30 protein-coding genes are annotated in these 26,579 nt (G+C 63.1%); 15 read left to right on the forward strand and 15 right to left on the reverse strand.

What is annotated here, in order from left to right; all coding sequences use genetic code 11:
- Positions 1–628: 628 nt before the first annotated feature.
- Positions 629–931 (forward strand): glycine zipper 2TM domain-containing protein, encoded by a 303-nt coding sequence (locus AC07X9_RS06185; RefSeq protein ID WP_017182305.1) that lies wholly within the window; start codon positions 629–631, stop codon positions 929–931.
- Positions 932–1,000: 69 nt separating this feature from the next.
- Here the strand turns inward: AC07X9_RS06185 and AC07X9_RS06190 are convergent, their stop codons facing one another.
- Entirely contained in the window at positions 1,001–1,282 is a 282-nt protein-coding gene (locus AC07X9_RS06190) for a hypothetical protein (RefSeq protein ID WP_017182306.1), read from the reverse strand.
- A 151-nt stretch (positions 1,283–1,433) separates the two neighbouring features.
- Positions 1,434–1,841 carry an EVE domain-containing protein gene (locus AC07X9_RS06195; RefSeq protein ID WP_017182307.1) on the reverse strand — a complete coding sequence of 136 codons (408 nt, stop codon included), beginning with the start codon at positions 1,839–1,841 and terminating at the stop codon, positions 1,434–1,436.
- A gap of 116 nt (positions 1,842–1,957) precedes the next feature.
- Between AC07X9_RS06195 and AC07X9_RS06200 the strand changes: the two genes are divergently transcribed.
- Complete coding sequence (locus AC07X9_RS06200; RefSeq protein WP_017182308.1) at positions 1,958–2,905, forward strand: isopenicillin N synthase family dioxygenase; 948 nt, start codon at positions 1,958–1,960, stop codon at positions 2,903–2,905.
- 78 nt (positions 2,906–2,983) lie between these two features.
- Here AC07X9_RS06200 and AC07X9_RS06205 read toward each other — a convergent pair whose 3' ends face one another.
- Entirely contained in the window at positions 2,984–3,367 is a 384-nt protein-coding gene (locus AC07X9_RS06205) for a dihydroneopterin aldolase (RefSeq protein WP_017182309.1), read from the reverse strand.
- A gap of 134 nt (positions 3,368–3,501) precedes the next feature.
- Between AC07X9_RS06205 and AC07X9_RS06210 the strand changes: the two genes are divergently transcribed.
- From AC07X9_RS06210 to AC07X9_RS06225, 4 genes are read left to right on the forward strand one after another with little or no spacing between them, the layout of a single operon-like run.
- Complete coding sequence (locus AC07X9_RS06210; protein ID WP_017182310.1) at positions 3,502–4,014, forward strand: GNAT family N-acetyltransferase; 513 nt, start codon at positions 3,502–3,504, stop codon at positions 4,012–4,014.
- Between the two features lie 44 nt (positions 4,015–4,058).
- Positions 4,059–4,625: a DUF1285 domain-containing protein gene (locus AC07X9_RS06215; protein ID WP_017182311.1), complete on the forward strand. Its 567-nt coding sequence runs from the start codon at positions 4,059–4,061 to the stop codon at positions 4,623–4,625.
- Positions 4,622–5,221: a CoA pyrophosphatase gene (locus AC07X9_RS06220; RefSeq protein ID WP_017182312.1), complete on the forward strand. Its 600-nt coding sequence runs from the start codon at positions 4,622–4,624 to the stop codon at positions 5,219–5,221. The genes AC07X9_RS06215 and AC07X9_RS06220 overlap by 4 nt, the downstream gene beginning before the upstream one ends.
- A complete protein-coding gene (locus tag AC07X9_RS06225) occupies positions 5,218–6,429 on the forward strand; it encodes a CCA tRNA nucleotidyltransferase (protein ID WP_017182313.1) in 1,212 nt (403 codons plus the stop codon). Before AC07X9_RS06220 ends, AC07X9_RS06225 begins: the two co-directional genes overlap by 4 nt.
- Here AC07X9_RS06225 and AC07X9_RS06230 read toward each other — a convergent pair.
- The 5 genes from AC07X9_RS06230 to AC07X9_RS06250 form a co-directional block, all read right to left on the reverse strand.
- On the reverse strand, positions 6,393–8,147 hold the full coding sequence (locus tag AC07X9_RS06230) for a putative bifunctional diguanylate cyclase/phosphodiesterase (RefSeq protein WP_017182314.1): 1,755 nt from the start codon (positions 8,145–8,147) through the stop codon (positions 6,393–6,395). The two genes, AC07X9_RS06225 and AC07X9_RS06230, sit on opposite strands and share 37 nt — an antisense overlap.
- 68 nt (positions 8,148–8,215) lie before the next feature.
- On the reverse strand, positions 8,216–10,543 hold the full coding sequence (parC, locus tag AC07X9_RS06235; RefSeq protein WP_017182315.1) for a DNA topoisomerase IV subunit A: 2,328 nt from the start codon (positions 10,541–10,543) through the stop codon (positions 8,216–8,218).
- A gap of 66 nt (positions 10,544–10,609) precedes the next feature.
- Entirely contained in the window at positions 10,610–10,906 is a 297-nt protein-coding gene (locus AC07X9_RS06240; protein WP_017182316.1) for a CcdB family protein, read from the reverse strand.
- Positions 10,906–11,163: a type II toxin-antitoxin system CcdA family antitoxin gene (locus tag AC07X9_RS06245; protein ID WP_017182317.1), complete on the reverse strand. Its 258-nt coding sequence runs from the start codon at positions 11,161–11,163 to the stop codon at positions 10,906–10,908. The genes AC07X9_RS06240 and AC07X9_RS06245 overlap by 1 nt, the downstream gene beginning before the upstream one ends.
- 24 nt (positions 11,164–11,187) lie before the next feature.
- Entirely contained in the window at positions 11,188–12,114 is a 927-nt protein-coding gene (locus AC07X9_RS06250; protein WP_017182318.1) for a LysR substrate-binding domain-containing protein, read from the reverse strand.
- A gap of 117 nt (positions 12,115–12,231) precedes the next feature.
- Between AC07X9_RS06250 and AC07X9_RS06255 the strand changes: the two genes are divergently transcribed.
- The 6 genes from AC07X9_RS06255 (at position 12,232) to purC (ending at position 17,525) form a co-directional block, all read left to right on the forward strand.
- On the forward strand, positions 12,232–12,390 hold the full coding sequence (locus tag AC07X9_RS06255) for a hypothetical protein (protein WP_017182319.1): 159 nt from the start codon (positions 12,232–12,234) through the stop codon (positions 12,388–12,390).
- Between the two features lie 97 nt (positions 12,391–12,487).
- The gene (gene otsB / locus AC07X9_RS06260; protein WP_017182320.1) at positions 12,488–13,198 is read left to right on the forward strand and encodes a trehalose-phosphatase; all 711 of its coding nucleotides are present in this window, start codon (positions 12,488–12,490) and stop codon (positions 13,196–13,198) included.
- A gap of 28 nt (positions 13,199–13,226) precedes the next feature.
- The gene (locus AC07X9_RS06265) at positions 13,227–15,071 is read left to right on the forward strand and encodes a glycoside hydrolase family 15 protein (protein WP_254908053.1); all 1,845 of its coding nucleotides are present in this window, start codon (positions 13,227–13,229) and stop codon (positions 15,069–15,071) included.
- Positions 15,068–16,474, forward strand: coding sequence for an alpha,alpha-trehalose-phosphate synthase (UDP-forming) (gene otsA / locus AC07X9_RS06270; RefSeq protein ID WP_017182322.1), 1,407 nt, complete (start codon positions 15,068–15,070; stop codon positions 16,472–16,474). The genes AC07X9_RS06265 and otsA overlap by 4 nt, the downstream gene beginning before the upstream one ends.
- A 9-nt stretch (positions 16,475–16,483) precedes the next feature.
- A complete protein-coding gene (locus AC07X9_RS06275; protein WP_017182323.1) occupies positions 16,484–16,615 on the forward strand; it encodes a hypothetical protein in 132 nt (43 codons plus the stop codon).
- 127 nt (positions 16,616–16,742) lie between these two features.
- Positions 16,743–17,525: a phosphoribosylaminoimidazolesuccinocarboxamide synthase gene (gene purC / locus AC07X9_RS06280; RefSeq protein WP_017182324.1), complete on the forward strand. Its 783-nt coding sequence runs from the start codon at positions 16,743–16,745 to the stop codon at positions 17,523–17,525.
- A 97-nt stretch (positions 17,526–17,622) separates the two neighbouring features.
- Here purC and AC07X9_RS06285 read toward each other — a convergent pair whose 3' ends face one another.
- The gene (locus tag AC07X9_RS06285) at positions 17,623–18,375 is read right to left on the reverse strand and encodes a sulfite exporter TauE/SafE family protein (RefSeq protein WP_017182325.1); all 753 of its coding nucleotides are present in this window, start codon (positions 18,373–18,375) and stop codon (positions 17,623–17,625) included.
- A 48-nt stretch (positions 18,376–18,423) separates the two neighbouring features.
- Entirely contained in the window at positions 18,424–18,573 is a 150-nt protein-coding gene (locus AC07X9_RS06290) for a hypothetical protein (RefSeq protein ID WP_167383157.1), read from the reverse strand.
- A 162-nt stretch (positions 18,574–18,735) separates the two neighbouring features.
- On the opposite strand from AC07X9_RS06290, the gene purS reads away from it, so the two are divergent.
- Positions 18,736–18,969, forward strand: a complete 234-nt coding sequence (gene purS, locus AC07X9_RS06295) for a phosphoribosylformylglycinamidine synthase subunit PurS (protein ID WP_017182327.1) — start codon at positions 18,736–18,738, stop codon at positions 18,967–18,969.
- 3 nt (positions 18,970–18,972) lie between these two features.
- Positions 18,973–19,647, forward strand: coding sequence for a phosphoribosylformylglycinamidine synthase subunit PurQ (gene purQ, locus AC07X9_RS06300; RefSeq protein WP_017182328.1), 675 nt, complete (start codon positions 18,973–18,975; stop codon positions 19,645–19,647).
- A gap of 51 nt (positions 19,648–19,698) precedes the next feature.
- On the opposite strand, the gene AC07X9_RS06305 is transcribed toward purQ, so the two are convergent.
- The 4 genes from AC07X9_RS06305 to wecB form a co-directional block, all read right to left on the reverse strand.
- Entirely contained in the window at positions 19,699–21,804 is a 2,106-nt protein-coding gene (locus tag AC07X9_RS06305; RefSeq protein WP_026002248.1) for a GumC family protein, read from the reverse strand.
- Positions 21,804–22,499 carry a polysaccharide biosynthesis/export family protein gene (locus AC07X9_RS06310; RefSeq protein WP_086485657.1) on the reverse strand — a complete coding sequence of 232 codons (696 nt, stop codon included), beginning with the start codon at positions 22,497–22,499 and terminating at the stop codon, positions 21,804–21,806. The genes AC07X9_RS06305 and AC07X9_RS06310 overlap by 1 nt, the downstream gene beginning before the upstream one ends.
- Before the next feature lie 102 nt (positions 22,500–22,601).
- On the reverse strand, positions 22,602–23,897 hold the full coding sequence (wecC, locus tag AC07X9_RS06315) for a UDP-N-acetyl-D-mannosamine dehydrogenase (RefSeq protein WP_017182331.1): 1,296 nt from the start codon (positions 23,895–23,897) through the stop codon (positions 22,602–22,604).
- A gap of 266 nt (positions 23,898–24,163) precedes the next feature.
- Complete coding sequence (wecB, locus tag AC07X9_RS06320) at positions 24,164–25,273, reverse strand: non-hydrolyzing UDP-N-acetylglucosamine 2-epimerase (protein ID WP_026002249.1); 1,110 nt, start codon at positions 25,271–25,273, stop codon at positions 24,164–24,166.
- Positions 25,274–25,483: 210 nt separating this feature from the next.
- Between wecB and AC07X9_RS06325 the strand changes: the two genes are divergently transcribed.
- On the forward strand, positions 25,484–25,606 hold the full coding sequence (locus tag AC07X9_RS06325) for a hypothetical protein (RefSeq protein WP_017182334.1): 123 nt from the start codon (positions 25,484–25,486) through the stop codon (positions 25,604–25,606).
- 3 nt (positions 25,607–25,609) lie between these two features.
- Here the strand turns inward: AC07X9_RS06325 and AC07X9_RS06330 are convergent, their stop codons facing one another.
- Entirely contained in the window at positions 25,610–26,470 is an 861-nt protein-coding gene (locus tag AC07X9_RS06330) for an ABC transporter permease (protein WP_017182335.1), read from the reverse strand.
- Positions 26,471–26,579: the final 109 nt, after the last annotated feature.

The following is a 26,579-nucleotide window of genomic DNA, read 5'->3' on the forward strand; positions in this document are numbered from 1 at the left end:
TCCCCACTGCCGTCGGGTCATGCGATCCGCTTCTCTGGCGAGAGGCGATCATCGGCCCGGCGTTGTCCTGGCACTGGCCCGAAAGCCTGTTTGCCAAGGACTGCTCCAGCTTGGGCCAAGGGCAGCCAGGCTGGCTCTGGTCCGCAATATCCGAAGCCCGACGTTCACTTTCGCGCGTACCCGGCTACGGTCTTTTGGACCGATCCGTCGGTTGATGTCGCCCTCGCGAAAGACATCTTCCAGCGGACCTTCGGTACAGCGTTAAATTCCTGTTTTACCAAGGATTCTCGGAAACGGATCGCTCCGTTCCCAACTGTTCCGATACAAGGAAGGTCTCACCAAAACCGAGTCGTGCAAAGCAGAATCGGCAACGGTCCGTAGCCAAAGCGTCATAAAGCTGTGGATAACTTTTTCGCTCTCTTCAAATTGAAGGCCGCCAGCCCGACCGGGCGTTGGATAACCATACCAAATGATGGCTGAACCGCCGGTTCGTCCCTGCGCCGCTTCCGTTCGCCTCAAAATTTAGCGATGGATAAACAGTGGCTTATCTCGTTGTGCCCTGTTCATGCAACCTGCGTCAAGGTGCAGGGGTTCAAGCGGCAAATCCACGCATTCGGAGGAGAAACTTATGCGTAAAGCCCTACTCGCCCTGGCCGCTGTATCGCTGGCCATCCCCATGTCCATGGCCGTCCCGACCGACGGTGCGCAGGCACGCAAACATTATCGGTACAAGGAATGGCGCGGACGCGATGGCCGGACCTATTGCCGTAAATCGGACGGCACGACTGGCCTGATCATTGGCGCTGCTGGCGGCGCATTGCTGGGCCGGGCGATCGACACGCGCGGTGAGCGCACGACCGGCACTATATTGGGCGCGGTGGGCGGTGGCCTGCTGGGCAAGGAAGTCGACAGCAAGCGTCGCTGCCGTTAACTCCAGCCTATGAAAAAGGGCCGCCTCCCGTCGGAAGCGGCCCTTTCATTCGCTTAAGCCTTGTAGAGCTTAGTTCGACGCAGCGCCGCGGGCTTCATCCACCGAAAACCTGACCTGCTGGCCACCCGACATGCCCCAAACCTTTCCGTCCTTGACAGAGAGATTGAAGGCAACTGCGTCGGGGAAACGACGGCCGGAAATGACGCGGCCCGACTTGGTTTCCTTGACGTCATAGACGTAAGTATAACCTTCGTGGGAAAAGCGCTGCTTGGCAGCGTCTTCAGCCTGAGCGGGGGCAGCGATGGCAACAAAAGCGCCGAGGGCGCTGGCGGCAACAAATTTGGACAGCATTCGCATGGGTAAACTCCTTGTGAATGCCGATCAAACACCTCTTGAATGTTCTTTTCTGTTGGGACGGTTTTATGTCGCAGCGCAGCAAAGCGGCAATCGCAAAAAGCGCCCCTGCAATTGCGTGTAACGCAACCGGAACGTTTTTTGAGTATCAAGCCTTTGATAAGGCGACGATATGATCAAATTCGGCCTTTGACACGGGCGAGACTGACAGGCGCGATTGCCGCAACATAACCATGCCGGCCAGCGCGGGATCGGCCTTCATCGTCTTGAGCGTGACGGGCTTGGCCAGCTTTTCGCGGGCGTGAACATGGACCGCAATCCATTTGCCGCTATCGTCGGTGCTGTCGGGGGCCGCTTCCTCGACAATCTCCATGATGCCCACGGCCTCTACCCCGATATTACTGTGGTAGAACAGCGCGAGATCGCCCCGGCGCATCGCCTTCATGTTGAGTTGGGCTGCGTGATTGCGCACGCCGTCCCATTCCGCTTTCCCCTTGGCGACCAGGTCGTCATAGGAAAAAACATCGGGTTCCGATTTCATCAGCCAATAGTTCATTTTGCCTCCTTGCATCACCGCTCCGCCGCGATCAAGGATGGGAATATCGCTTAACCATCCTTATGTTGCGCGCCCCGTCCCCATAGTTTCAGACCCCTAATTTCGGAGAGAATAAAGTGTCGCAATCGGTGCTGGATCAGGTGCCCGTCCTGTCTATGGCGGAATTGAGCAAGGCGGATTTCGCGCAAGGGTTCGGCGATTCCTTCCAGCGATTCGGCTTTGCGATGGTGCGCGATCATGGCATGGACCCGGCGCTGATCGACGCGGGATGGATGCTGGCGCGCGACTTTTTCGCCCTGCCTGAAGCGACCAAGCGCGCCTATGACGCCAAATATAATGGCGGTCAGCGCGGCTATACCGCGTTCGGCACGGAAATCGCCAAGGGCGCGAGCGAGAATGACCTGAAGGAATTCTGGCATGTCGGGCGCGATCTTCCCCCCGGCGATCCACTGGCAGAAACGATGCCGCCCAATGTCTGGCCTGATGAACTGCCCGCATTCCACCCCGTCTTTACCAAACTCTATGCCGAATTCGACCGGGTGGGGGCGGAATTGCTGTCGGCCATCGCGATCTATCTGGGGCTGGAGGAACGCTGGTTCGACGGGCCGATCGACCGCGGCAATTCAATCCTGCGGCTGCTCCATTATCCACCTGTCTCGCCCGAAGCACCCGGCATCCGCGCGGGCGCGCATGAGGACATCAACCTGATCACCCTGCTACTGGGGGCGGAGGAAGGCGGGCTGGAGCTCAAGGACCGCAACGGCAACTGGCTGCCGGTGGTGCCCCCGCCCGGCGCGCTGGCGATCAATGTCGGCGACATGCTCCAGCGACTGACCAACCATATGCTGCCATCGACCAGCCATCGCGTGGTCAATCCGCCGCCGGAACGGCGCGGCCATTCGCGCTATTCGATGCCCTTCTTCCTGCACCTGCGCCCCGACGTGATGATCGACGCGCTGCCGCAATGCGTGAGCGAGGCCAATCCGCGCCGCGATCCGCCGATCAGCGCACATGACTATCTGACCGAACGGCTGATCGAGATCGGCCTGATCAAGAAGGGGTAAACGGCGTACTCCCGCGCCGGCGGGAGGCCAGTTGTGGCGTTTCGACTGGGCTCCCGCCTGCGCGGGAGCACGCCGCGTCTATTTCCGGCTGCGCCCCAAGGTGATGCCGATTTCCTCGCCCCGTTCGGACAGGGCCAGCTTGACGATCTTCACTTCCACATGGGTCACATTGTCGCCCTGAAGGAAGATGGTGTCGATGATATGGTCGGCCACGGCTTCGATCAGGGTAAAATGCACACCGTCCGGCAAGGCGGTCGAGGCGGCATGCTTGAGGTCCATATAGTTTTTGGACTGCGTCAGCGGGGTCGCCGGATCATAATGATCGGCGATCGCCAGCCGCGCGCGGATGGAGATACGCAGCGGCTGGGGGAGATGCGTCTCCTCCGAATAAATGCCGGTCAGTACGTCGACATGAAGGTTATTGACCTCCAGCGTCAGAAAATCGTCAAATCCAGTCTGCATGGCCTGCCATATCCGGCCCTTCCCTGCTGTCAGACGGGGCCAGTTTAGTCTTTCATTTTGCGATGCGGGCGGTAAAGCCCGCCGCTCCCGGCGCGGTCCATGCGCCATTGATCGCGGATCGGCAAGACGTGTCTATGATTGTCCCTCTCGAAAGCCAGCGGCCAGACGCGATCGAGCGTCTGCTCGACGAAGCGTTCGGCGTCGATCGGCATGCACGGACGGCCTATCTGATTCGCGGGACGGTCGCCTGGATTCCCGCTCTTTCCTTCGCGATGGTGGATGGACAAGGCGCGCTGATCGGATCGCTGCAAAGCTGGCCGGTCGTGCTGACGCAGGATGACGGCACGCAATGCCCCTATATCATGGTCGGGCCGGTAGCGGTCGCCCCCGCGCATCAGGGCGGCGGCCATGGCCGGGCGATGATGGACGCTGTCGTGGCGGCTGCAAAGGCGCAGGGAACAGCGCCGCTGATGATGATTGGCGACCCGGAATATTATGGCCGCTTCTGGGGCTTTAGTGCCCAGGACACGAGCGGATGGCGTGCGCCCGGCCCGGTCGAGCAACGGCGTCTGCTGGCGCTGTCGGTCGATGGCCGCGCTGTGGGCGGCGTGGGGATGCTTGGTCCCGATATTAGCGTCATCGCCTGATTCCCCTTTGCCATCGGGGCGCTGCGATCCTATCTGCATAGCCTATGCCGATGGACCCGCTACCCGACCTTGCCGACCTGTCGCTCAGCGACATTGCGCGCCTGCTTGCCGAAAAAAAACTCCCGCCGGTGGAGAAATGGAATCCCGACCATTGCGGCGACAGCGACATGCGGATCGCGCGCGACGGAACCTGGTTTCACCAGGGATCGCCAATCGGGCGCGAGGCAATGGTCCGCCTGTTTTCCACCATATTGCGGCGAGAAGCGGACGGCAGCTATGTGCTGGTCACCCCGGTCGAAAAGCTGAGCATCGAAGTCGAGGATGCCCCCTTTGTCGCGGTGGAACTCAAGAGCGAAGGCGAAGGACGCGAACGGGCGCTGGCGTTCCGGCTGAACACCGGCGATCTGGTCGCGGCGGGGCCGGACAATGCGCTGCTGCTCCGTGAGACGGCGGACGGGCCACACCCCTATCTTCATGTCCGCGCGGGGCTGGAGGCGCTGGTCGTGCGCAGCGTCTATTATGAACTGGTGAACATGGCGCTGGATGAGGGCGCCGAGCGGATCGGCCTGTGGAGCAACGGCGCTTTCTTTCCGCTGGACGGCGGGGCATGACCCTGGCCGAGCGGCTGCGCGCCGCGTTGGCCGAAGGTCATGGCCGCGATGGCACCATCCTGTCATCCGACATGCGCGATCCCCGCATCGACGGGCACATCGCGCTCGCCCCCGCCGCCGTACTGGTCGCCATCACCGACCGGCCCGAACCGGGGTTGATCCTGACCCAGCGGTCGGAACGCCTGCGCAAGCATGCGGGACAGGTCGCCTTTCCCGGCGGCCGCGTCGATCCCGGCGATGCCGATGAGATTGCCGGGGCGCTGCGCGAGGCGGAGGAGGAAATCGGCCTGCCGCCGCATCTGGCGCAGGTCATCGGCACGTCCGACCGCTATCATACCTTTACCGGGTTCGACATCATCCCGGTACTGGCGGTCATTCCGCCCGACCTGCCCTTGCAGCCGCAGGAAAGCGAAGTGGCCGACTGGTTCGAACTGCCCCTCGCCTATGCGCTGGCCCCGGCGAACCGGACCCGGCATGCCGTCGAATTTGAAGGGGCGGTGCGGCATTATTATGAGATATTGTGGCAGGAACGGCGGATATGGGGCGTGACCGCCGCCATCCTGGCAAACCTGTCACACCGGCTGGGCGCATTATGAGCGTGGTGCTGCCCGATGCGCCATGGCGGCATCGTCCCGGTCTCGATAATTTGCTGACGGCGCTGGATGCGGCGGGCGGCAAGGCCCGCTACGTCGGCGGCGCGGTGCGCGACGGCTTGTTGGGGCTTGCGGTCAATGATCTGGATATTGCCACCACGCTTGCCCCCCAGGACGTGCTCGACCGGCTGAAGGCGGCAGAGATAAAGGCGGTACCGACCGGTATCGACCATGGCACGATCACCGCCGTCATCGCCGGCTGGCCGGTGGAGATTACGACACTGCGCCGCGACGTCAGCACCGACGGGCGGCGCGCGACCATCGCCTATACGGATGACTGGCGCGAGGATGCGGCGCGGCGGGACTTCACGATCAACGCCCTTTATGCCGATCCGCTGAGCGGGGAGATCACCGACTATTTTGGCGGGGTTGCCGATCTGGAAGCGCGGCGATTGCGTTTCATAGGCGATGCCGACGCACGCATTGCCGAAGATCATCTGCGCATCCTGCGCTATTTCCGCTTTCTGGCGCGCTATGGCGACGATGAGCTGGACAATATGGCCTATGCCGCCTGCGTCGCTGCGGCCAACAGCCTGATGGCGCTGTCGCGGGAGCGGATTGCCGATGAATTGCTCAAATTGCTGGGGGTCGCCGCGCCGATCCATGCGTTGCGGCTGATGGTCGATGGCGGGATATTGACGCCGGTTTTGCCTGAAGTCGACCGCGCCGGGATCTACCGGCTGGAGCGGTTGATAGCGCGGGAGGCCGCGGCTGGCATTGCACCATCGGCGCTGCGGCGGCTCGCGGCCTTGCTGCCGCCCGATGCGGCGCGGGCCGATCTGGTCGGCGCGCGGCTCAAACTGTCGAACAAGGCGCGCAAACGACTGACGACGGCGCTGGAGGCTGGCTTGGGCGATATGCCGATTCGGGCGCTCGCGTGGCATATCGGGGTCGAAGGTGCGATCGACAGGTTGCTGCTGGATGCCGATGCTGATCTGTCGCCTCTCTCCGCCCTGGACGACTGGACGCCGCCCAAACTGCCGATCGGCGGTGGCGCGTTGATCGCGCGCGGACTGCCCCCCGGCCCCGATGTCGCCAGGGCATTGAATGTCGTGCAGGATATGTGGGTCGCGGAAGGTTTCCCGGACGGCGCGCGGGTTGACGCTATTGCCGATCAGACCGTTTCGAAATTCCAGCGTGCGCGCCAATAGTCGAAGGCGTCCTGTTCGGCCATCGGCTTGGCGAAATAATAGCCCTGCCCCTGCCAGCATCCCAATTGCTGAAGCGCATGGGCAAGTTCCTGCGTCTCGATCCCTTCGGCCGTGACCTTGAGATTGAGCGACTCCGCCAGCGAGAGGATCGTGCGGACGATGACCGTCTTGTCGCGATCCTCCAGCATGTTCGACACGAAACTGCGGTCGATCTTCAATATGTCGATCGGCAGGCTGTGCAGGCTGGCCAGGTTGGAAAAGCCGGTGCCGAAATCGTCCATCGCGATCGGCATCTGCAAATCCTTGAGCGCGAACAGCAATTTGCGGGCCTTGTCGGGATCGGCGATGATTGCGCTTTCAGTGACTTCGGCGGTCAGGCGATGCCCGGCAATGCCGGAATAGCGCAGCGCTTCTTCAAACATCGACGCGACATCGTCCCGCGCCATCTGGATCGGCGAGAGGTTGACGTTGACGCCGACCGGCATGGGCTGGCCGAACCTTGCGTCCCAGCGCGACAATGCCTGCGCCGCTTCATAGGCGGCCCATCGGCCCAACGGCGTGATGAGGCCGCTTTCTTCGGCCACGGCGATGAATTCGACCGGGGACACATGCCCCAATTCCGCATCGTCCCAGCGGGCGAGCGCCTCGAACCCCGTAATCTCTCCGGTATGGAGATGGATCAGCGGCTGATAGGCCAGCGACAGGCCACCCTGCGCCAATGCGTCGCGCAGACGGCTCTCGATCGAAAAGCGGCGCTGCGCTTCCTTGAGAACACCGTTGCGATATATTTCGACCTTGCCGCTGCATTTGGCGATCTTGACCGCTGCCTGCGCCTTGCGAACGATGTCATCGGGGTCATCGCTCAGGCTGGTGGAAAGGGCACAGCCGATCGCGCAATCCACCCGGATTTGCAGGTCGCTCAGCCGGATCGGCGAACTCAGCGCTTCCTTGATCCGCTGGACGATGTGAAGAGCATCCGACAGGCCATTGTTCAGACGGGCGAATATCGCAAAATCATTGCCGCCGATCCGCGCCAGCACATCGCCCTGCCGCAGGCTGGATTTCAGTCGCTTGGCGACCGTGATCAGCAATTCGTCGCCAGCCATCGGGCCAAGCGATTCATTGACCCGGCTGAACCGGCTAAGGTCGATCGCGATGATGCCGAATTGGGCATTTTCGGGCCAGACCGAATTGGCGATCCGGTCGTCAATCTCTTCGCCAAAGCCGGTGCGATTGGGCAGCGCGGTCAACCCGTCGGACAGAAGTTCGCGGCGCAGATTCTTCTCGACCGTCCTTTCGCTGGTACGATCGGTCGCGGTGAACAGGTAAAGTTCGGGATGGTCCGCATCGGCAGGCAAGCGGCCGATGGTGCACATGAAATATTCCGGCCCCAATTTGCCATCGCGGCGAATTTCAAAACTGTCTGCAACGTGATTCGTCTGAATGAATTTCAGGATGCGATCGCGCCACACGGTCGCGGCCTGGCTGATGGCCCCGTCCTTTTCCTGATGCTGGCGAAACGCCTGCAAGAAACGGTCATTGGCTTCGACCACCGACAACAGATTGTCATCATGGGATAAAATCGCTGCCGCCTGCGACATGGCGGCCAGCCATTGGCTCGGCGCTATGACGAAGGATGGATATGCCTCCGCGTCCCCCGCAACAGGGGCGTTGCTGGTCCTTCCGACTGGCCAGTTGCGCACAGAAATGGATTCCATGCCTTGGCCATATCGGGAAGCGGTAAATTTTCAGGAAACGATGCGCCGATCATTGTAAAAAATGGTCATTAAAAGCGATTGTCGCGCGGAAACCCGGTGGGTGGCATGCGGCCAGCCGCACCGCGCGCCACTTTCCACGGCGTCATGTCCGATTCGGTTCGCATCCGCCCGGTCTCGCCCCCCATCGCCCAGCTAAGTCCGTCGGCCAGGCGGAAAGTGATGGCGTCCGACAGACCACCATCGCGATAGCGCTGCATCTGCACGCCCTGCCCACGCGCCATGCGGGGCATTTCGTCGAGCGAGAAAACGAGCAATTTGCGGTTTTCGCCAATCACGGCCACGCTGTCCGACCCCGGCGCGACCGGGCGGATGACAGCCAGCCTGGCGCCGGTGCGGACATTGACGACCTGACGCCCTTTGCGCGTTTCCGCCATGATCTCCGCCACCGCCGCAATGAAACCACGCCCGTCGGAAGACGCCAGCAACAATTCCGTGCCAGCCCGTGCGGGCATGAAGGCGACGATCGCGCCTTCATTGTCCATATCGACCAGCGATCGCACCGGATCGCCAAAGCCGCGACCGCCCGGCAGCTTGTCCGACCCCAGCGTATAGACGCGCCCGGTGGACGTCGCGAGCAGCAGCTTGTCGGTGGTGTAGGCATGGAACGCGAATTGGGGACCGTCGCCCTCCTTGAACTTGAGCGTATCGGCGGCAGCCAGATCGCGATGGCCGCTCATCGCCCTGATCCAGCCGCGTTCGGACAGAATGACGGTGATCGGTTCGCGCTCGATCATCGCCTCCAGCGGGATGTCCCGTGCGGGCCCGGCTTCCTCCACCAATGTACGGCGGTGGCCCAGGGCCGTGTCGGGGCCGTAGCGCTTGCGCAGCGCGGCAATGTCGCGCTTCAGCTTGGTCCGCTGGCGCTGCGGGCTTTCGACCAGCTTTTGCAGATCCTCCTGCTCCGCCACCAGATCGGCATGTTCGCGGCGCAATTCCATCTCTTCCAGCTTGCGCAAGGACCGCAGGCGCATGTTGAGAATGGCTTCGGCCTGCCGGTCGGTCAGGGCAAATTCGTCCATCATCACCAGCTTCGGCTCATCCTCCGTACGGATGATCTCGATCACCCGGTCAAGGTTGAGATAGGCGATGATATAGCCATCAAGCAGTTCGAGCCGATCGGCGATCTTGGCAAGGCGATGCTGCGCGCGCCGGACCAGCACGTCGATCTGGTGCTTGAGCCATTCGATCAGCACCGCACGCAACCCCAGGACGCGCGGCGTATGGGTGGCGTCCAGCACGTTCAGGTTGAGCGGAAAGCGGTTTTCCAGATCGGTCAGCCGGTAGAGACTGTCCTTGAGCACCTGCGGATCGACATTGCGGTTCCTGGGCGTGATGACGATGCGGATCGTCTCATCGCTTTCATCGCGCACATCTTCCAGGATCGGCAGCTTCTTGTCGTTGATCAGGGCCGCGATCTGCTCGATCAGCTTGCCCTTCTGCACCTGATAGGGAATTTCGCTGACGATCAACTGCCAGGTGCCGCCGCTCAATTTCTCTATGCCGGTCGGTTCCCAGACGCCCTGATCATCCTTGCCGGTCGAAAAGCGCGCACGGGTACGGAACGCGCCACGTCCCGTGGCATAGGCTTCGGCAATGATTGCGGGACTATCCACCAGCACGCCGCCAGTGGGGAAGTCCGGCCCCTTCACCACTGCCATCAACGCCGCATGATCCGTATCGGGATTGTCGATCAGCAAGCTGGCGGCATCGAGTATTTCGGTCACATTATGCGGCGGAATGCTGGTGGCCATGCCCACCGCAATGCCGCTGGCACCATTGGCAAGCAGGTTGGGGAAAAGGCCGGGGAACACCTCCGGCTCTTCATCCTCGCCATTATAGGTCGGGCGGAAATCGACCGTACCTTCGTCCAGCCCCGCCATCAGGTCGGCGGCAGGCTGGGTCAGGCGCGCTTCGGTATAGCGCATCGCGGCGGCATTATCGCCGTCGATATTGCCAAAATTGCCCTGCCCGTCGACCAATGGCGTGCGCAGGACGAAATCCTGCGCCAACCGCACCATGGCATCATAAACGCTGCTGTCGCCATGGGGGTGATATTTGCCGATGACGTCGCCCACGACGCGGGCGCATTTCTTGTAGCTTGTGCCGTTGCGGGCAGGGTTGGCGACCAGCACGTCGGCCGACGCGCCGGACGGCTCCATCCTGAGCAGCCGCATCGCCCAGAGCAGGCGGCGATGCACCGGCTTCAACCCGTCGCGCAAATCCGGCAAGGACCGCGCGGTAATGGTGGACAGGGCATAGACGAGATAACGCTGCGACAGCGCCGCGTCGAACGGATGGTCCTTGATATTGTCGAAAGGATCGCGAAAATCGGTCATTACGCGCGGGATAGCAGCACGGGGACGAAACGGAAACGGAGATTTGGCCGGGATCGAACCGCAGCGTTAAAATCCCACCAGCAGCATATCCAGCGCGGCGGCTATCACGTCCTGATGATCGTGCAGCGACAAGGCCGGCTGCCCAAGCGACCGGGCCGGAACCGCCCCCGCAAACTGGGTCATCATGACCAGCGTTTCGCCTTCAATCTGAAAATACGGATTAAGGCGCGCCATGGGTGTGCCAACGTCGGCAATAGGGATGAGCGGTACAACGAATCGGGTCGTCAGATGATCGAGCAAATCGGCCTGGCAATCCAGAACCCAACTACCGTCGGACAGGCGATGCGCGCTAAATCTTGCCATTAGAACATGCGATATTTTTCGAGCGGCAGGCCATGTTTTTCGACATAGGCGTTGGAAGCAGCAATGCCCTGGGCATTCTCCTCTTGCCAGCGGCGTCCGCGTTCGGCGGCGATTTGCTTGGCCAGCGCGTCTTCACAGGTGCGGGACAAGTTGATTCCCAACGCCCGCGCCTCTGCGACAAGCGCCATATCCAGCGACAGGTTGGTCGCCTTGCGCGTCCCGATCCGTTCATGCCTGGTCACAACCAACTCCTTCATAAAACATGCGCATGAACATACGCATCATTCGTCACGGGGCAAGTAGCGTCCCTGCGGGTCATCGGCGATGGCGGCGACGAATTCGGCGCTGATCCAGTCGCGAAACGCCTTCACCTTGGGCGTATTGCGAGCATGGGGCGGATAGACGATCCAGTAGCTCGCGATCTCGCGGACATAGGATGGCATGGCTTCGACCAGCAGGCCCGCCTCTACCTCCGCCTTCCACAAAAACAGGTTCAGGATGGCGATCCCCTGCCCCCCGATCGCGGCACGACCTTCCATCACCTGGCTGTCGAGCGCGATGCCCGGCGGCCCGCCTGCCGGATCGGCCTCCACCCCCATGGCCGCGAACCATTCATGCCACCACATGTCGTCGGGCGACAGGCGCGGCAGGGCATGAAGCGCCTGCGCATCGGCGACCGGACCATGGCGCGCCAGCCAGTCCGGGCTGCACATCGGCGCCAGGCGGTTGTGCGTCAACAGCCGCGCCTCCAGCCCCGGCCAATTGCCCTTCCCCCCGCGAATCGCCAGATCCACGCCGGTGCGGGCAAGATCGACCACCGCATCCTCGGCCTGGATGCGCACCGCCAGCCCCGGATGACGCATCTGGAACGCGCCGATCCGGGGGGCGAGCCAGAGATGGGCGAAACTATTGGTGCAACTGATGGTAAGGACCATCGAATGATCCTGCGCCAGAGCGGCAAAGCCCTGTCGCATCTGGTCGAAAGCGCGGATGATGACCGGCGCGATTTCCCGTCCCTTGTCGGTAAGAAGCACCCGGCGGCCGGCGCGCTGGAACAGGCTCAGCCCCAGCCGGTCCTCCAGCAACTTGACCTGATAGCTGACCGCCGCCTGGGTCATGCCCAGTTCCTGCGCGGCGGCTGTAAAGTTTTCGAGCCGGGCAGCGGCTTCGAACACCCGAACGGCGGAAAGCGGAGGCAAGGCGGACATGGCTTTCCATAAGGGGAGCTTATTATCACTGTCCATGCTTTTGTTGGATGTCGTTACGGAACAGGCGCATTGGTCGCTTCGCACACATGCACCATTTCAATCGAAAGGATCGCGACCATGCGCGACCAGTATGACGCCCGGTTGTGGACGGACCATCATCGCGCAGCCAGCGCCGGGATCGACCGGCTGATTGCACGGATCATGCAGGCATTTCGCGTGCTGCATTCGATCCATTGGTCGGCCCCCTGGTCCGATGACAGCCGGTGCGGCGCGTAAAAACGACAAGGGGCTGCACAACAGGGGTTGCGAATTGGCGGTAAAGCGCCACTTTGCGCCCGTGTCAGATCATCCCCTCCCCCCGCCCCCGCCCGCCTTGTTGACCGACGCGGCGCTGTTCCTGGATTTTGACGGGACGCTCACGCCCATTACCGACACCCCCGACGGGGTGATTGTGGATGATGGACTGGTGCAGTTGCTCCTGGCGCTGCGGGAAAGGCTGGACGGGCGACTGGCGATCGTGAGCGGGCGGTCGATCGAAACGCTGCGCACCCTTGGCTTTGCTGACTTCCTGCTGGCGGGCACCCATGGGCTGGAATTTGCCCGTCCCGGCGGCGCCATCGCCGCGCCAACGCGCCTCGCGGCAATCGATGATGCCGAAGCCGCCTTCAACGCCTTTGCCGCCGACAAGCCCGGCGTGCTGGTCGAACGCAAATCGATCAGCGTCGGGCTGCACTATCGCGGCGCTCCTGCCTGGCAGGATGCCGCGCATGCGCTGGCCCGCCAATGGGCCGATCAGGACGGTCTGGCGCTTCAGCAGGGCAAGATGCTTTATGAATTGCGGCCCGGTGGCGCGGACAAGGGCAGCGCGGTCCATGCGCTGATGGCGCAAGGGCCGATGGCGGGCGGTGTGCCGGTCTTTATCGGCGACGACGTGACCGACGAGGAAGGCTTTGCCGCGGCCGCCGAACTGGGCGGGGTTGGCATATTGGTCGGACCTGTGCGACAAACGCGAGCGGCATATAATTTGGAACAGGTTGCCGCCGTCAGGCATTATCTGCGAGAGGGGGTTGCACGGCTCGCATGATCCGTGCCCCCTCAATTTGCCAAAAAGCATGAGGGGCAGTGCGATAAACAGCAATACTCACCCAATATTGGGCGGCAACGCCCGCAATTTGGACCTCTGGCCGATTGGCAATTGCCAGGCATCGGCGCTGATCGATCGGGCCGGTCGGATGGTGTGGGCCTGCGTTCCCAGGGTCGATGGCGATCCGGTCTTTTCCGCGCTGCTCGACGATGCTGATTGGGATGATGACGCCGCGATCGGTTTCTGGGCGATCGAACTGGAAAATTGCGTTGCGGTAGAGCAATATTATCTGCGCAACACCCCCGTTCTGGTCACGCGGCAGAGCGACACGCAGGGCAACGTCATCGAAATTTTCGATTTCTGCCCCCGCCACAAGCATAAGGGCCGCATGTATCGCCCGGTCGCCTTCGCCCGGATCGCGCGCCCGGTGGCCGGATCGCCGCGCATAAGAGTGCGCCTGCGCCCGACGACGGCCTGGAATGCGGAAAAGGTACCGATCAATTACGGCTCCAACCATATCCGCATGGTCCTGTCCTACATGGCGATGCGGGTGTCGACCGACGCGCCGATCGGCCTGATCGCGCAGGAAAGCTGGTTCCGGCTGGAGCAGGACGCCCATTTCTTCATGGGGCCTGACGAAGGATTTTCGGACGCCCTGCGCCCGGCGCTCCAGCGGATGCTGGACGACACGGTGGAGGAATGGCGCCTGTGGGTGCGCGGCCTCGCCATCCCGGCGGAATGGCAGGAAGCGGTCATCCGGTCCGCGATCACGCTCAAACTGTGCCAGCATGAAGAAACCGGCGCGATCGTCGCGGCGCTGACGACCAGCATCCCCGAACATGCCGATTCGGGTCGCAACTGGGACTATCGCTACTGCTGGGTGCGCGACGCCTATTATACCGTCGAAGCACTCAACCGGCTGGGCGCTCTGGATGTGCTGGAAACCTATCTGGTCTATCTGCGCAACATCGTCGATGGCGCAAAGGGCGGGCATATCCAGCCGCTTTACGACGTGCGCGGCAACGCCACGCTGACCGAGTGGGAGGCGGACGAACTGCCCGGCTATCGTGGCATGGGCCCGGTGCGGGTCGGCAACGCCGCCTACAGCCAGATCCAGCATGACGCCTATGGCCAGATCGTCCTGTCGTCGGTGCAGGGCTTTATCGACTGGCGACTGCTGCGCATGGCGGGCCATGCCGATTTCGAGGCGTTGGAGGCCGTAGGCGAGCGGGCCTGGAGCGTCTATGACAAGCCGGATGCGGGTTTGTGGGAACTGCGCAATCGCACCCATGTCCACAGCTATAGTGCGGTGATGTGCTGGGCGGCGTGCGATCGGCTGGCCCATGCCGCGCTGGCGCTGGACCTGCCCCTGCGCGCGGCGCACTGGCAGAACCGCGCCGACACGATGAAGGCGCGCATCATCGATGCGGCGTGGCGAGAGGACAGCCAGGCCATATCGGCGAATTTCGAGGATGATTCGCGCGACGCATCGCTGCTGCAACTGCTCGATCTGCGTTTCCTGAGCGCGGATGATCCCATGTTCACCGGCACATTGGCCGCGCTGGAGGCGGATTTGCGGCGTGGCAACGACATGCTGCGCTACAGCGCGCCCGATGATTTCGGCGAGCCGGTGACTGCGTTCAACGTCTGCACCTTCTGGCTGATCGAAGCGCTGCATCGCACCGGTCGTACGGAAGAAGCCCGCACCCTTTTCGAAGAGATGCTGAGCCGACGCACCGCCGCAGGATTATTGTCCGAGGATATTGATCCTGTGACCGGGGAATTGTGGGGCAATTATCCTCAAACCTATTCGCTCGTCGGCATCATCAACTGCGCCGTCTTGTTGAGCAAACCCTGGAGCGTGATGCGATGAGTCGCCTGATTGTCATTTCCAACCGCGTGTCCCGACCCAACAAGTCGGGCAATCAGGGCGGACTTGCGGTCGCGCTGGCGCAGGCGTTGCGGGAAAGCCGGGGGACATGGATCGGTTGGTCGGGCGAAATCACCGATAATTTCACCGGCCATATCGGCTTTTACGAGGATGACGGGGTCAAGACTGCGACGATCGACCTGGAAGAACAGGATGTCGACGAATATTATAACGGGTACGCCAACAAGACGCTGTGGCCGCTCTTTCACTTCCGCATCGATCTGGCCGAATATGCCCGCGATTTCGAGGGCGGCTATAACCGGGTCAACCAGCGCTTTGCCGATACCACAGCGCCGCTGATCGAGCCGGAGGACGTCATCTGGGTTCATGATTATCACATGATCCCGCTGGGCCAGATGCTGCGTGACCGCGGCCACCGCAACAAGATGGGCTTTTTCCTGCACATCCCCTGGCCACCCACGCGACTGCTCGTGTCGCTGCCCCATCACAGCAAGCTGGTCAGCACCTTGTTCGCCTATGATGTCGTGGGGTTCCATACCGAAGAATGGCTCGAATCCTTCCGTCATTATGCCGAGCGGGAGATGGGTGGTACGGTGAACGGCGATTTCATCACCGTTGGCGACCGGACGATCCAGGCGGTCGCTTGCCCGATCGGGATCAACGCGAAGGAATTTGCCGAAGCAGCCGAAAGCGAGGTTGCGCAGAACATGCTCCGGCAGATACGCGCATCGCTTCAGGACCGCTCGATGATCGTCGGCGTCGATCGGCTGGACTACAGCAAGGGGCTGGAGGAGCGCTTCAACGGCTATGCCCGCTTTCTGAAGGACCATCCCGACCAGCATCGCAAGGTTTTGCTGACCCAGATCGCGCCGCCTTCGCGCGGCGAAGTCGAAAGCTACCAGCAGATACGCGCCGCGCTCGATTCCCTCGCCGGGCGGATCAATGGCGAATATAGCGATGTGGACTGGACGCCCATCCGCTACGTCAATCAGGGCTACCCGCGCGACAAGCTCGCCGGCATATATCGCAGCGCCAAGATCGGGCTGGTCACGCCGCTGCGCGATGGCATGAATCTGGTCGCCAAGGAATATGTCGCGGCGCAAGACCCGGAGGATCCGGGCGTTCTGATCCTGTCGCGCTTTGCCGGGGCCGCAATGCAGCTCAAGGACGCGCTGCTGATCAATCCCTACAGCCCGGAGGAAATGTCCGACGCTATCCTGCGCGCGCTCGCCATGCCGCTGGATGAACGCAAGCGTCGCTGGCGCGCCATGATGGATAGCGTTGAAAAGCAGGACATCAGCTGGTGGCGGCAATGCTTTACCGGGCGGCTGATGGCGGTGGATCGCGATACGGCGCGGGTTGAGCCGGAGACCGCGGACGGCTAACAACGGCGCATGATCGATGATGATGATGAGCCGCGCGGTTTGGCCGCAACCCTGCGCGCCCGATCAGGCGTCATCATCGGCGCGATCGGCATGGTGGCGTGGATGGCGTTGCTATGGGCGATGTTCGGCGACGTGCTGTAAGGGCCGCACCAATTGCACCCCCGCCCGCTTTGTTCTATGGGCGAGGCCCAAGCAGCCCCGGCACCCGCTGATCCTTCTCGATTCGCGATTGTCGGGGCGCAGTATTTTTGACCAGACAGGAACGCGCATGGCCCGTCGCCGCCAGATTTACGAAGGCAAGGCAAAGATCCTTTATGAAGGCCCGGAACCGGGCACGATCATCCAATATTTCAAGGATGACGCAACCGCCTTCAACGCGCAGAAGAAGGGCACGATTTCCGGCAAGGGCGTGCTCAACAACCGGATTTCCGAGCATATCTTCACGCTGCTCGGCCAGATCGGCGTACCGACCCACTTCATCCGCCGCCTCAACATGCGTGAGCAGCTGGTGCGTCAGGTGGAGATCGTGCCGATCGAAGTCGTCGTGCGCAACGTCGCCGCCGGATCGCTCAGCAAGAAGCTGGGGATCGAGGAAGGCACACAGCTGCCCCGCACGCTGATCGAATATTGCTACAAGGATGACGCGCTGGGCGACCCGCTCATTTCCGAAGAGCATATCGCCTGCTTTGGCTGGGCGACGCAGGAAGAGATGCACGACATTGCCGACATGGCGATCCGCATCAACGACTTCATGTGCGGTCTGTTCGCCGGGATCGGCATTCGCCTCATCGACTTCAAGCTGGAGTTCGGTCGCCTCTATGACGGCGATTACAGCCGCATCATTCTGGCCGACGAGATCAGCCCCGATGGCTGCCGCCTGTGGGACGCTGCGACCAACGAGAAGCTGGACAAGGACCGTTTCCGCCGCGATCTGGGCGGCGAAGTGGAAGCCTATCAGGAAGTGGCGCGCCGCCTGGGCCTGCTGCCCGAAGGGCTGGACACCACGGTGCTCGACCTCGACACGCATCGCAAGAAGCGCGAGAAGGAATAAGTCCTTCGATCCGCCGTCATCCTGACGCAAGTCAGGATCCAGAGTTGGCGCAAAGCCGCCCTGGATGCCGGATCAAGTCCGGCATGACGGTTATGGGTTACGCCATCAGCGCATCAGCGACCAGCTTGATGCCCAGCAGCACCATCAGCACATAGATCAGCGTGTAGAAGCGGGCGGCATCCACCCGCCGCACCAGCGCGACGCCCGCCAGCGTCGCAACGATCGCGACCGGCAGCAGCATGGCGGTCGCCGTCAGATTGCCGCGCGTGAATTGGCCCAGCGCGGCATAGGCGGGCACCTTCATCCAGTTCATGACTGCGAAGGCGACCGCCGTAGTCCCGACCAGCATGTCGCGCGGCAGGCGCCTGGGCAGCACCCACATCTGGAACGGGGGCGAACCGGCATGGGCGATCTGGCTGGAAAAGCCGCTGGCGACGCCGAGCAGCATGCCCACCCAATCGGGCGATGTGGACGGCAGCACAATCGCCCCGCCCCGCTCGACCCATAGCCGTTGCAGCCCGAACACTATCGAAATCACGCCCAATGCGCCCAGCACTGTGGTTTCATGCACTTGCGCGGCAAACAGATAGCCAAGCGTCACGCCGACCGCCGCGCCGGGCAGCATCACCCGCAAGATATGGCCGTCCCAGCTTTTCCGGAATGCCCAGACGCTGACGGCGTCCTGCACGATCAGGATGGGCAGCATTATGGCTGCGCCGCGTACCGGGTCCACGCCCAGCGCCATGATCGGCATGGCCAGTGCGCCGACCCCGGCAAAGCCGCCCTTGGCGAGGCCCGATATGGCCACGGCGATGAAGGCGCAGGCGTAATAGAGATATTCGGGGTCCATAGCGATCGCCTAGCGCAAGGGACAGGCAATTGGCATTGAAAAAGACGCTCAGCGACTGGCGCGATAGCCGATCGTCAGGCCTAGGCTGAAGGTCGCGAGCAGGGCAAGCTGCACCTTTCCCTGCGGGTCGTCATAGCCCACAATCTGTTGCCCCCAAGCGAACAGCCCGACAAACATCGCCAGCGCCACCCCGGACATCCCCATGCTCCCCCCGGATTTCTGCGCCATGACAGTATCGGATGAGATGCTAACAAAAGCATAATGGCTTGCCACCCCGCCACACCGGGACTAGGGGAGCGGCAAAGTCGATCCCCCGGACCGCACGGTTCGGCCCTGTCCGTCTCAAGGAGTTCGCCGCTCATGAAAGCCCGCATTTTCGTCACCCTCAAGGGCGGTGTCCTCGATCCGCAGGGCCGGGCGATCCACCATGCGCTGGAAGGCCTGGGCTTTGACGGCGTCAATGACGTGCGCGCGGGCAAGTTGATCGAACTGGACCTGGCCGATGGCACCAGTGACGAGGATATTGACGGCATGTGCCGCAAGCTGCTTGCCAATACAGTGATCGAAAATTATCGCATCGAAAAGGTCGCCTGAGCCATGAAGAGCGCCGTCATCGTCTTTCCGGGCAGCAATTGCGACCGCGACCTGGCAGTGGCGTTCGAGGCTGCGACCGGCGCGAAGCCAGCCATGGTGTGGCACCGCGATACCGAACTGCCCGACGACATCGACCTGATCGGCGTACCGGGAGGCTTTTCCTATGGCGACTATCTGCGGTCCGGCGCCATGGCGGCGCGGTCGCCGGTGATGCAGGCGGTGGCGCAGGCGGCCGATCGCGGCGTGTTCGTGCTGGGCATCTGCAACGGCTTTCAGGTGCTGACCGAAAGCGGCCTGCTGCCCGGCGCGCTGCTGCGCAATGCCGGTGGGCATTTCGTGTGTCGCGACGTCGCGCTGACCGTGGACAATGCGCAGAGTGCCTTCACCAGCCGCTACGCAGCGGGCGAAACGATTTCCTATCCGGTCGCGCATCATGACGGCAATTATTTCGCCGACGACGCGACGCTCGACCGGCTGGAAGGCGAAGGCCGGGTCGCGTTGCGCTATGCGGAGAATGTCAACGGTTCGGCGCGCAACATTGCGGGGATATTGAACGACAGGGGCAATGTGCTGGGCATGATGCCGCACCCCGAACGGGTGATCGAGGCTGCCCATGGCGCGACCGATGGCAAGCGCCTGTTCGACGGCTTGGTCGAAGGGCTGATGGCGCGGGCCTGATGGCGATTTAACACAGCCTCCGTTCGTTTCGAACGGATATTTGCATTTCCCTCACCCGCCGCGGTGATAATCATATTCCATTGCCCGCCCCTGCTGCTTGGTCAGGATCGCGCCGATGATCGTGCCGCCTGCCCGGCGCAGGCGGTCCACGGCGGCGCGCAGGCCACCATGATGGTTGCGCCCCCATTCGACGACGAGCAGGCTGGCCTGCACCCTGCCCGCCAGCAGCAGCGTATCGGTCCCGCCCAGGATCGGCGGGGCGTCTATCAGCACCGTGTCATAACTGTCGCGCACGGCCAGTAGCAGCGCTTCGAATGCCGGGGTCGCCAGCAGTTCGGCCGGATTGGGCGGCACCGCGCCACAGGGGAGCAGCGCCACGCCAGACGTGCCGGTTTCCACGATAACCTCTTCGGCGCTGGCCTGCCCGGTCAGCAACGCGCTGATGCCGCGACCGGCTGGCAGGCGGAACAGGCTGTGCTGGACCGGGCGGCGCATGTCGCCATCCACCACCAGCACCCGTTTGCCCAGGCCCGCCAAGGCGAGAGCCAGCGCATGCAGGGTCAGTGACTTGCCCTCCCCCTCCTGCGCGCTGGTGACGAGGATCGAGCGCGGCAGGCCGTCCGCCGACGCCAGCAGCAGCGATGACGCAAGCGGCGTGAAAATATCGACCGGCTGCGGGGCGTCGCCTGTCACTGGCACCGACCCCAGCAGCGGCAGACCGACCCGTTCGGTCAGCGTATCGGCGGACGTTACAGCATCATCGAACATGTGCCGCGCCGCGACCAGCAGCAGGCCCAATGCCATCCCGCCCAGCGACGCCAGCAGCAATGTCATGCCGATGCGGGGCGAAAACGGCCGGGTCGGCACGGCTGCGCGATCGAGCGGCTGGATGCGACCGGCCTGAAATCCCGCCTGCGACGCCATGTCGCGATAGCGCTGGAGCAGGCTGTCGTGCAGCATCCGGTAGGTATCGACAGACCGCTCCAATATGCCCGTCTGCACGTCGCGCCCGCGTTCGGCCTGCGCCTGCCGCTCCAGATCAGCGATTTCCGCCGCAATCTGGGTTTCGCCATGCACCGCAACCTCATATTGTTCGCGCAGCGACGCGCGAATGGTGTTGGCCATCGCCTCCGCCTGATCGTCCAGCGCCGCCAGACGGGCGCGCGCCTCGCGCATGTCGGGATGGGCATCCTTGCGGAACTGCCGTTCCTCGACAATGGCGGCGCGCGCTTCGGCGCGGCTCGTCATCAGGCTCTGCATCGCGCCATTGCCCAGCACTTCGGGCAGCGTTTCAGGACTGGCGCGACGTGCGCCCTCCCACCGCTTCTGCGCCGCGATCCGATCCGCCAGCGCCTGCGCGCGATAGGCGTTCAACTGGGCGAGACGCGCGGCGATCGTGCCTTGCGGCGGGCGCTGCGTATCATCGCCATCGTCCGTCGCCCCGCTGGTGCGTGCGGCATAGACCGCCAGATCGCGCTCGGCCCGCGCCAGATCCTTGCGCGCCCCGTCCAGTTCGCCCAGCAGGAAGCGGCGCGCCTGCACGCCCGATTCAAAGCCGCGCTTCAGGTCCGCGCGGATCAGGCTGTCGGCATAGCTGTTGGCGACGCGCGCGGACAGGACCGGGTCCGCACTGACGAAGCTGATGCGCAGAACGCGCGACTTGCCGGGAAGATCGACCTCCAGATTATCGCGCAGCAGGCGCACGACCATATCCTGTTCGACCTGCCGCTGGGTCAGGCTGCCTGCCCCTTCGGTCGGGCGCTTGCGGTCCATGCCCGCAAAAAATGTAGGGGTGCCGACCAGCGCCAGATCGCGCGCGACCTCTTCGGCCAGCGCGCGACTGCGCAGCACTTCCAGTTCGGTCTGCATCAGCGATTCGATGTCGCCCGGCGCGCCATGGGTCGCGGCCTGCGCATTTGACCCGGCGGCCCCCGCTGGCACGTCCTGCACCTCAACGGATGCCGTGGCACGATAGTCCGGGGTGGACATCAGGATGATCAGCGCGCCCGCCAGCAGGCACAATGCCATGGTGACGAACAGGATGACGCGATGGCGGCGCAGCACGGCCCAGCCGTGGCGGGTGGCGGCCGCGAAACGGGCGGCGCGGCCCTCGCCCAGCCCGATTCCGTCAGACGCCATGGTGTCCGGTCCGCTCATCAATTCTTCCCGTCCAGGGCAATGAACCCGGCGGCCAGCGCCGGCGCGGCCAGCAAGGTGCCGCCCAATATCGCCTTCGCCCGCGACAGGCCGACAATGATCATGTCGCCGGGCAGGATTTCGGGATCGGCCGCCTTGCCCCGGCGAATAGCGGCAAGATCGAACATCGCGGCCTGCCGTTCCCCGTCAATCTGCCGCACGACAATGATTTGCGAGAGGCTGGCGAGCCGGGTCGGCCCTTTGGCCAGCGTCACCGCCTGGCTAAGCGTCAGGCGCCCGTCGACCGGGAACAGGCCCGGTTCCCGCACTTCCCCGTCCACGGTGATGCGGCGGCCAACCGCCTTCTTCACGAATATGGTGACTTGCGGCGACACCAGATAGCGCTGACCCAGCCGATCGGCGATCCGGTCGGCCGCGTCGCCAGATGACAGGCCGGCAACCGGCACATCCCCGATCAGCGGCATCCGCACCATGCCAGCCGCGCTCACCTGCGCATCCTCCAGCGAAAGGTCCGGCTCATGATAGACCTGAATGCGCAGCACATCGTCGGGGGACAGGCGGTAATCCGCGCCGATGGCGGGCGCTGGCGGAATGATCGCATAGGCCTCGTCACCGCGCGGTGCCTGCTCGACGCTCGCGCAGGCAGACAGCAACGCACAACCGCTCATCGCGGCATAGATCTGCCTGATGGTCATCTGCACTTCTGCCCCCTTATGGCCCGATTGAGGCCGGGGGGTAGCGGTGCGGCACGACGAAGGCAACCACAGGCGCGACGGGTCGCGCCCGATGGCCGGTCGTCAGACGGCGATGCGCCCCGGTGCCGGTTCGGCGAAGCGGCGCGGCTGATCGGGCCAGATGCCGCGGGTGTCATAAACGGCCTTGCCGACACGTTCATCGACGGGGACAGATTTGAACATGTCATGATCGACAAGAATGACGAACACGCCACATTGTTCCAGAGCCGTATCGAGATCGATCAGTTCCGCGCCCGTCCCGGCAAATTCCATCGGCAGGGCTTGGGCGTAGGGTTCGACCAGCTTGATCCGGCGACCATAGCGACGGGCCAGCCGCGCGGCGACCTTGACCGCCGGGCTTTCGCGGAAATCGTCGATATTCGCCTTGAACGCCAGGCCCAGACAGGCAACATCCTCGCCAGCAAAGGCATCGATCATGTCAGACGCCTTGGCCACAACATAGTCGGTCTTGCCGTCATTCACTTCACGTGCGGTGCGGATGATGCGGGCATTTTCCGGGTCGCCATGGACGATGAACCAGGGATCGACCGCGATGCAATGGCCGCCGACGCCGGGACCGGGGGAAAGGATATTGACGCGCGGATGGCGGTTGGCCAGCCGGATCACTTCCCATACGTCGATGTCCATATTCTCCGCGATCACCGACAATTCATTGGCAAAGGCGATGTTGACGTCCCGAAAGCTGTTTTCGACCAGCTTGACCATCTCCGCCGCGCGGGCCGTCGTGGTGATGCACGCGCCGCGCACGAACTGGCGATAGAAGCCCAGCGCCTTGCGCGCACAACGCGGCGTGATGCCGCCAATGCAGCGATCATTGTCGATCAGCTCGACCAGAATACGGCCGGGCAGAACGCGCTCCGGGCAATAGGCGATGGCGATGTCGCCCTGCACGCCCTTGCCGGGCATTTTGAGGTCGGGGCGCATCGTGCCGATGACGTCGCGCATCGCTTCGGTCGTGCCGACAGGCGAAGTGGATTCCAGGATCACCGTGTCGCCCGCCTTCAGCACCGGGGCGATCGTGCGTGCGGCTTTCAGAACATAGCTGATGTCGGGCGCGCGATCTTCCGCCACCGGGGTCGGCACGGCGATGATGAACACGTCGCTTTCCTCGACCTCCAGGCTGGCGCGCAGATTGCCGCGCGCGACGACGCCCTGCACCAGTCCGTCAAGATCGACTTCCTCGATATGCACACGGCCCGAATTGACGGTTTCCACGACATGGGCGGACACGTCCACGCCAACCACCTGCGCGCCGCCACGGGCGATCAGGGCTGCGGTCGGCAGGCCGATATAGCCAAGGCCGATGACGGAAACCTTCTGCTTGGTGTCGACGGGCATGAACAGGCAGTCCTTATGAGGCTAAGATTTGCCGCAGTTTCTGCCTGGAAATGCTGAAGATTTCGGTAACGGTGGCACCAAGATCGACCTTCTCCCCCTGGGGGAGAAGGATATGGAGCCTTACCGCATCCGGAGGATCGGTTAGGCGCAGTTGGATGAGGGGGCTGTGCGCCAACGTCAGGGCGGACGCCCTCACCACTGCGACTAAGGCAGCAAGCTGCCAAGTCTCGTTGCCTCTCCCCTTCGGGAGAGGAGATTATGACGCTCTATCCCGCGATAACGCCGGCAATCCGCTCCGCCGCATGGCCGTCACCGAACGGATTATGCGCCCGCGCCATGGCGTCATAGACGTCCTTGTCGTCCAGCAACTCCAGCACTTCACGCACGATCAGCGCGCGGTCGGTTCCGACCAGCTTCGCCGTCCCGGCTTCCACCCCTTCTGGCCGTTCGGTCGTTTCCCGCATCACCAGCACCGGCTTGCCGAGCGAGGGCGCTTCTTCCTGCACACCGCCGCTATCGGTCAGGACGAGGGTGCAGAGATCAAGCAGCCGCACGAAATGCGGATAATCAAGCGGCTCGATCATCGCGACATTGGGCAGGCCGCCCAGCACTGCGTCCATGATCGGGCGGACATTGGGGTTGGGATGGACCGGGAAGATCACCGCGACGTCAGGCCGCGCCGCGATGTCGGCAATGGAGCGGGCGATCGCCTCCATGCCGCCGCCGAAATTTTCGCGCCTGTGGCTGGTGACGGCGATGATCCGCTTGCCAGCGAAACGCGCGGCAAGATCATCGAGACCGCTGGCAAGCGACGGATCGGCCAGCACCCGGTCGCGCGTCGCGAGCAGCGCGTCGATCACGGTATTGCCGGTAATGTGGATGCCCGCCGCGTCCCGGCTTTCGCGCAACAACGCATCGGCAGCCGCCTGCGTCGGTGCGAAATTCATGTCCGCGATGCAGGCGACGACGCGGCGGTTCACCTCTTCGGGCCATGGGTGGTGGATGTCGCCGCTGCGCAATCCCGCCTCGACATGGGCAACCGGGATCTTGCGATAATAGGCCGCCAGACTCGCGACCATGGTAGTCAGCGTGTCGCCATGAACGACGATGCGATCTGGCTTTTCGGCGTCGAACGCCTTGCCCAGTTCGACGATCAGCTTGGCGGTCAGTCCGTCGAGCGTCTGGTTCGGGACCATGACGTCAAGGTCGACGTCCGGCACGATCCCGGCAATCTCCAGCACCTGATCCAGCAGGCCGCGATGCTGGGCCGTCACGATGACGCGGGTTTCCACGCCGGGCCGCGCGCGCAGGGCGTGGATCACCGGGAACATCTTGATCGCTTCGGGGCGGGTGCCGAACACTATGGCGATCTTCATCATCAATCTTTCTTGCTGCAAAGCGGTATCGCAGCCGCTGTGGCAGAGAAATGTAACCATCGCCTGAACGCAGGCGGCTCCGCAGATGCTTTTGCAACGCCCCGGCGCATGCTAGGGCGTCGGTCTTGCCGCGGGTGATGATGATTTTATGCAGATTGCGATGATCGAGACTGGCCAGGCGGTCACCCGGACCGGCGGATCGAACCGCTGATGTGGCCCTGGGACGAAGACCATCGCGATGACGCCCTGCCCCGCTGGCATCACTGGCTGCTGGCGATCGTGATGCTCATCGTCCTCAGCGCGCTTATGCCGATCTTCGCCGCCTTTTCCTGACGGTTACGCCTTGATCTTCCAGCCGCGCTTCAACAGCGTGTAGCAGAGCGTCCCAAGCCCGATATTGAGCGCCAGCAATACGCTGCTGCCCACCACGATGTTGGTATCGGCCGCCGCGACGAAGCCATAGCGGAAGCCCGAAATGATATAGAAGAACGGGTTGGCGTGGCTGATCCCCTGAAAAAAGGGCGGCAGCCGGTCGATCGAGTAGAAAGTACCCGACAGCAGCGCCAGCGGACCGATGACGAAGTTGGTGACCGCGGCGTTATGATCGAACTTGTCGGCCCAAATGGACGTCAGCACGCCCAGAAAGGCGATGAAGCTGGTGCCGATCAGGGCGAACCACAGCACCGCCCACAGATGCGCGGGGGTGACATGGACACCGGGCCACAGCGCCATGGCCGCCCACAGCGCGGACCCCACGAACAGCGCGCGCGTGACCGATGACGCCACCAGTGCGCCCAGCAATTCACCCACGGAAATAGGCGGCATCAGATAATCGACCAGCGTTCCCTGCACCTTGCCCACCATCAGCGGAAAGCTCGCATTGGCGAAGCAGGCGTTGATCATGCCCATGATGATCAGGCCGGGTGCGACGAAATCGGCGAACGGCACCGCCTGCCCGCGCAGCATCACGGTGCGGCCGCTGCCGCCCAGCGCGACGATGAAGATGACCAGGAACAGCAGGGTGGTGATGGCCGGTCCCCACACCGTCTGAAGCTGCACCTTCATGAAGCGGCGCACTTCCTTCAGATACAGCGCCCAACTGCCCGCCCAGTTGATGTTGCGAATCACCGGCACCCCCGGTTCGGGGAATGGCGGCGTGGCGGGCGCGGTCGGGCTAATTTTGGGCTGGTCGTTCATGGATGGATCGACTATCGGCTGAGAGGATTTGCTGCAAGGGCGCTGTTCACGGATTTGAACCTGCGCACCGGCTCCCCATATAGGGGCGCAGCCAGATATTTTGAGGAGT

The organism is Sphingobium sp. GW456-12-10-14-TSB1, assembly GCF_059424385.1.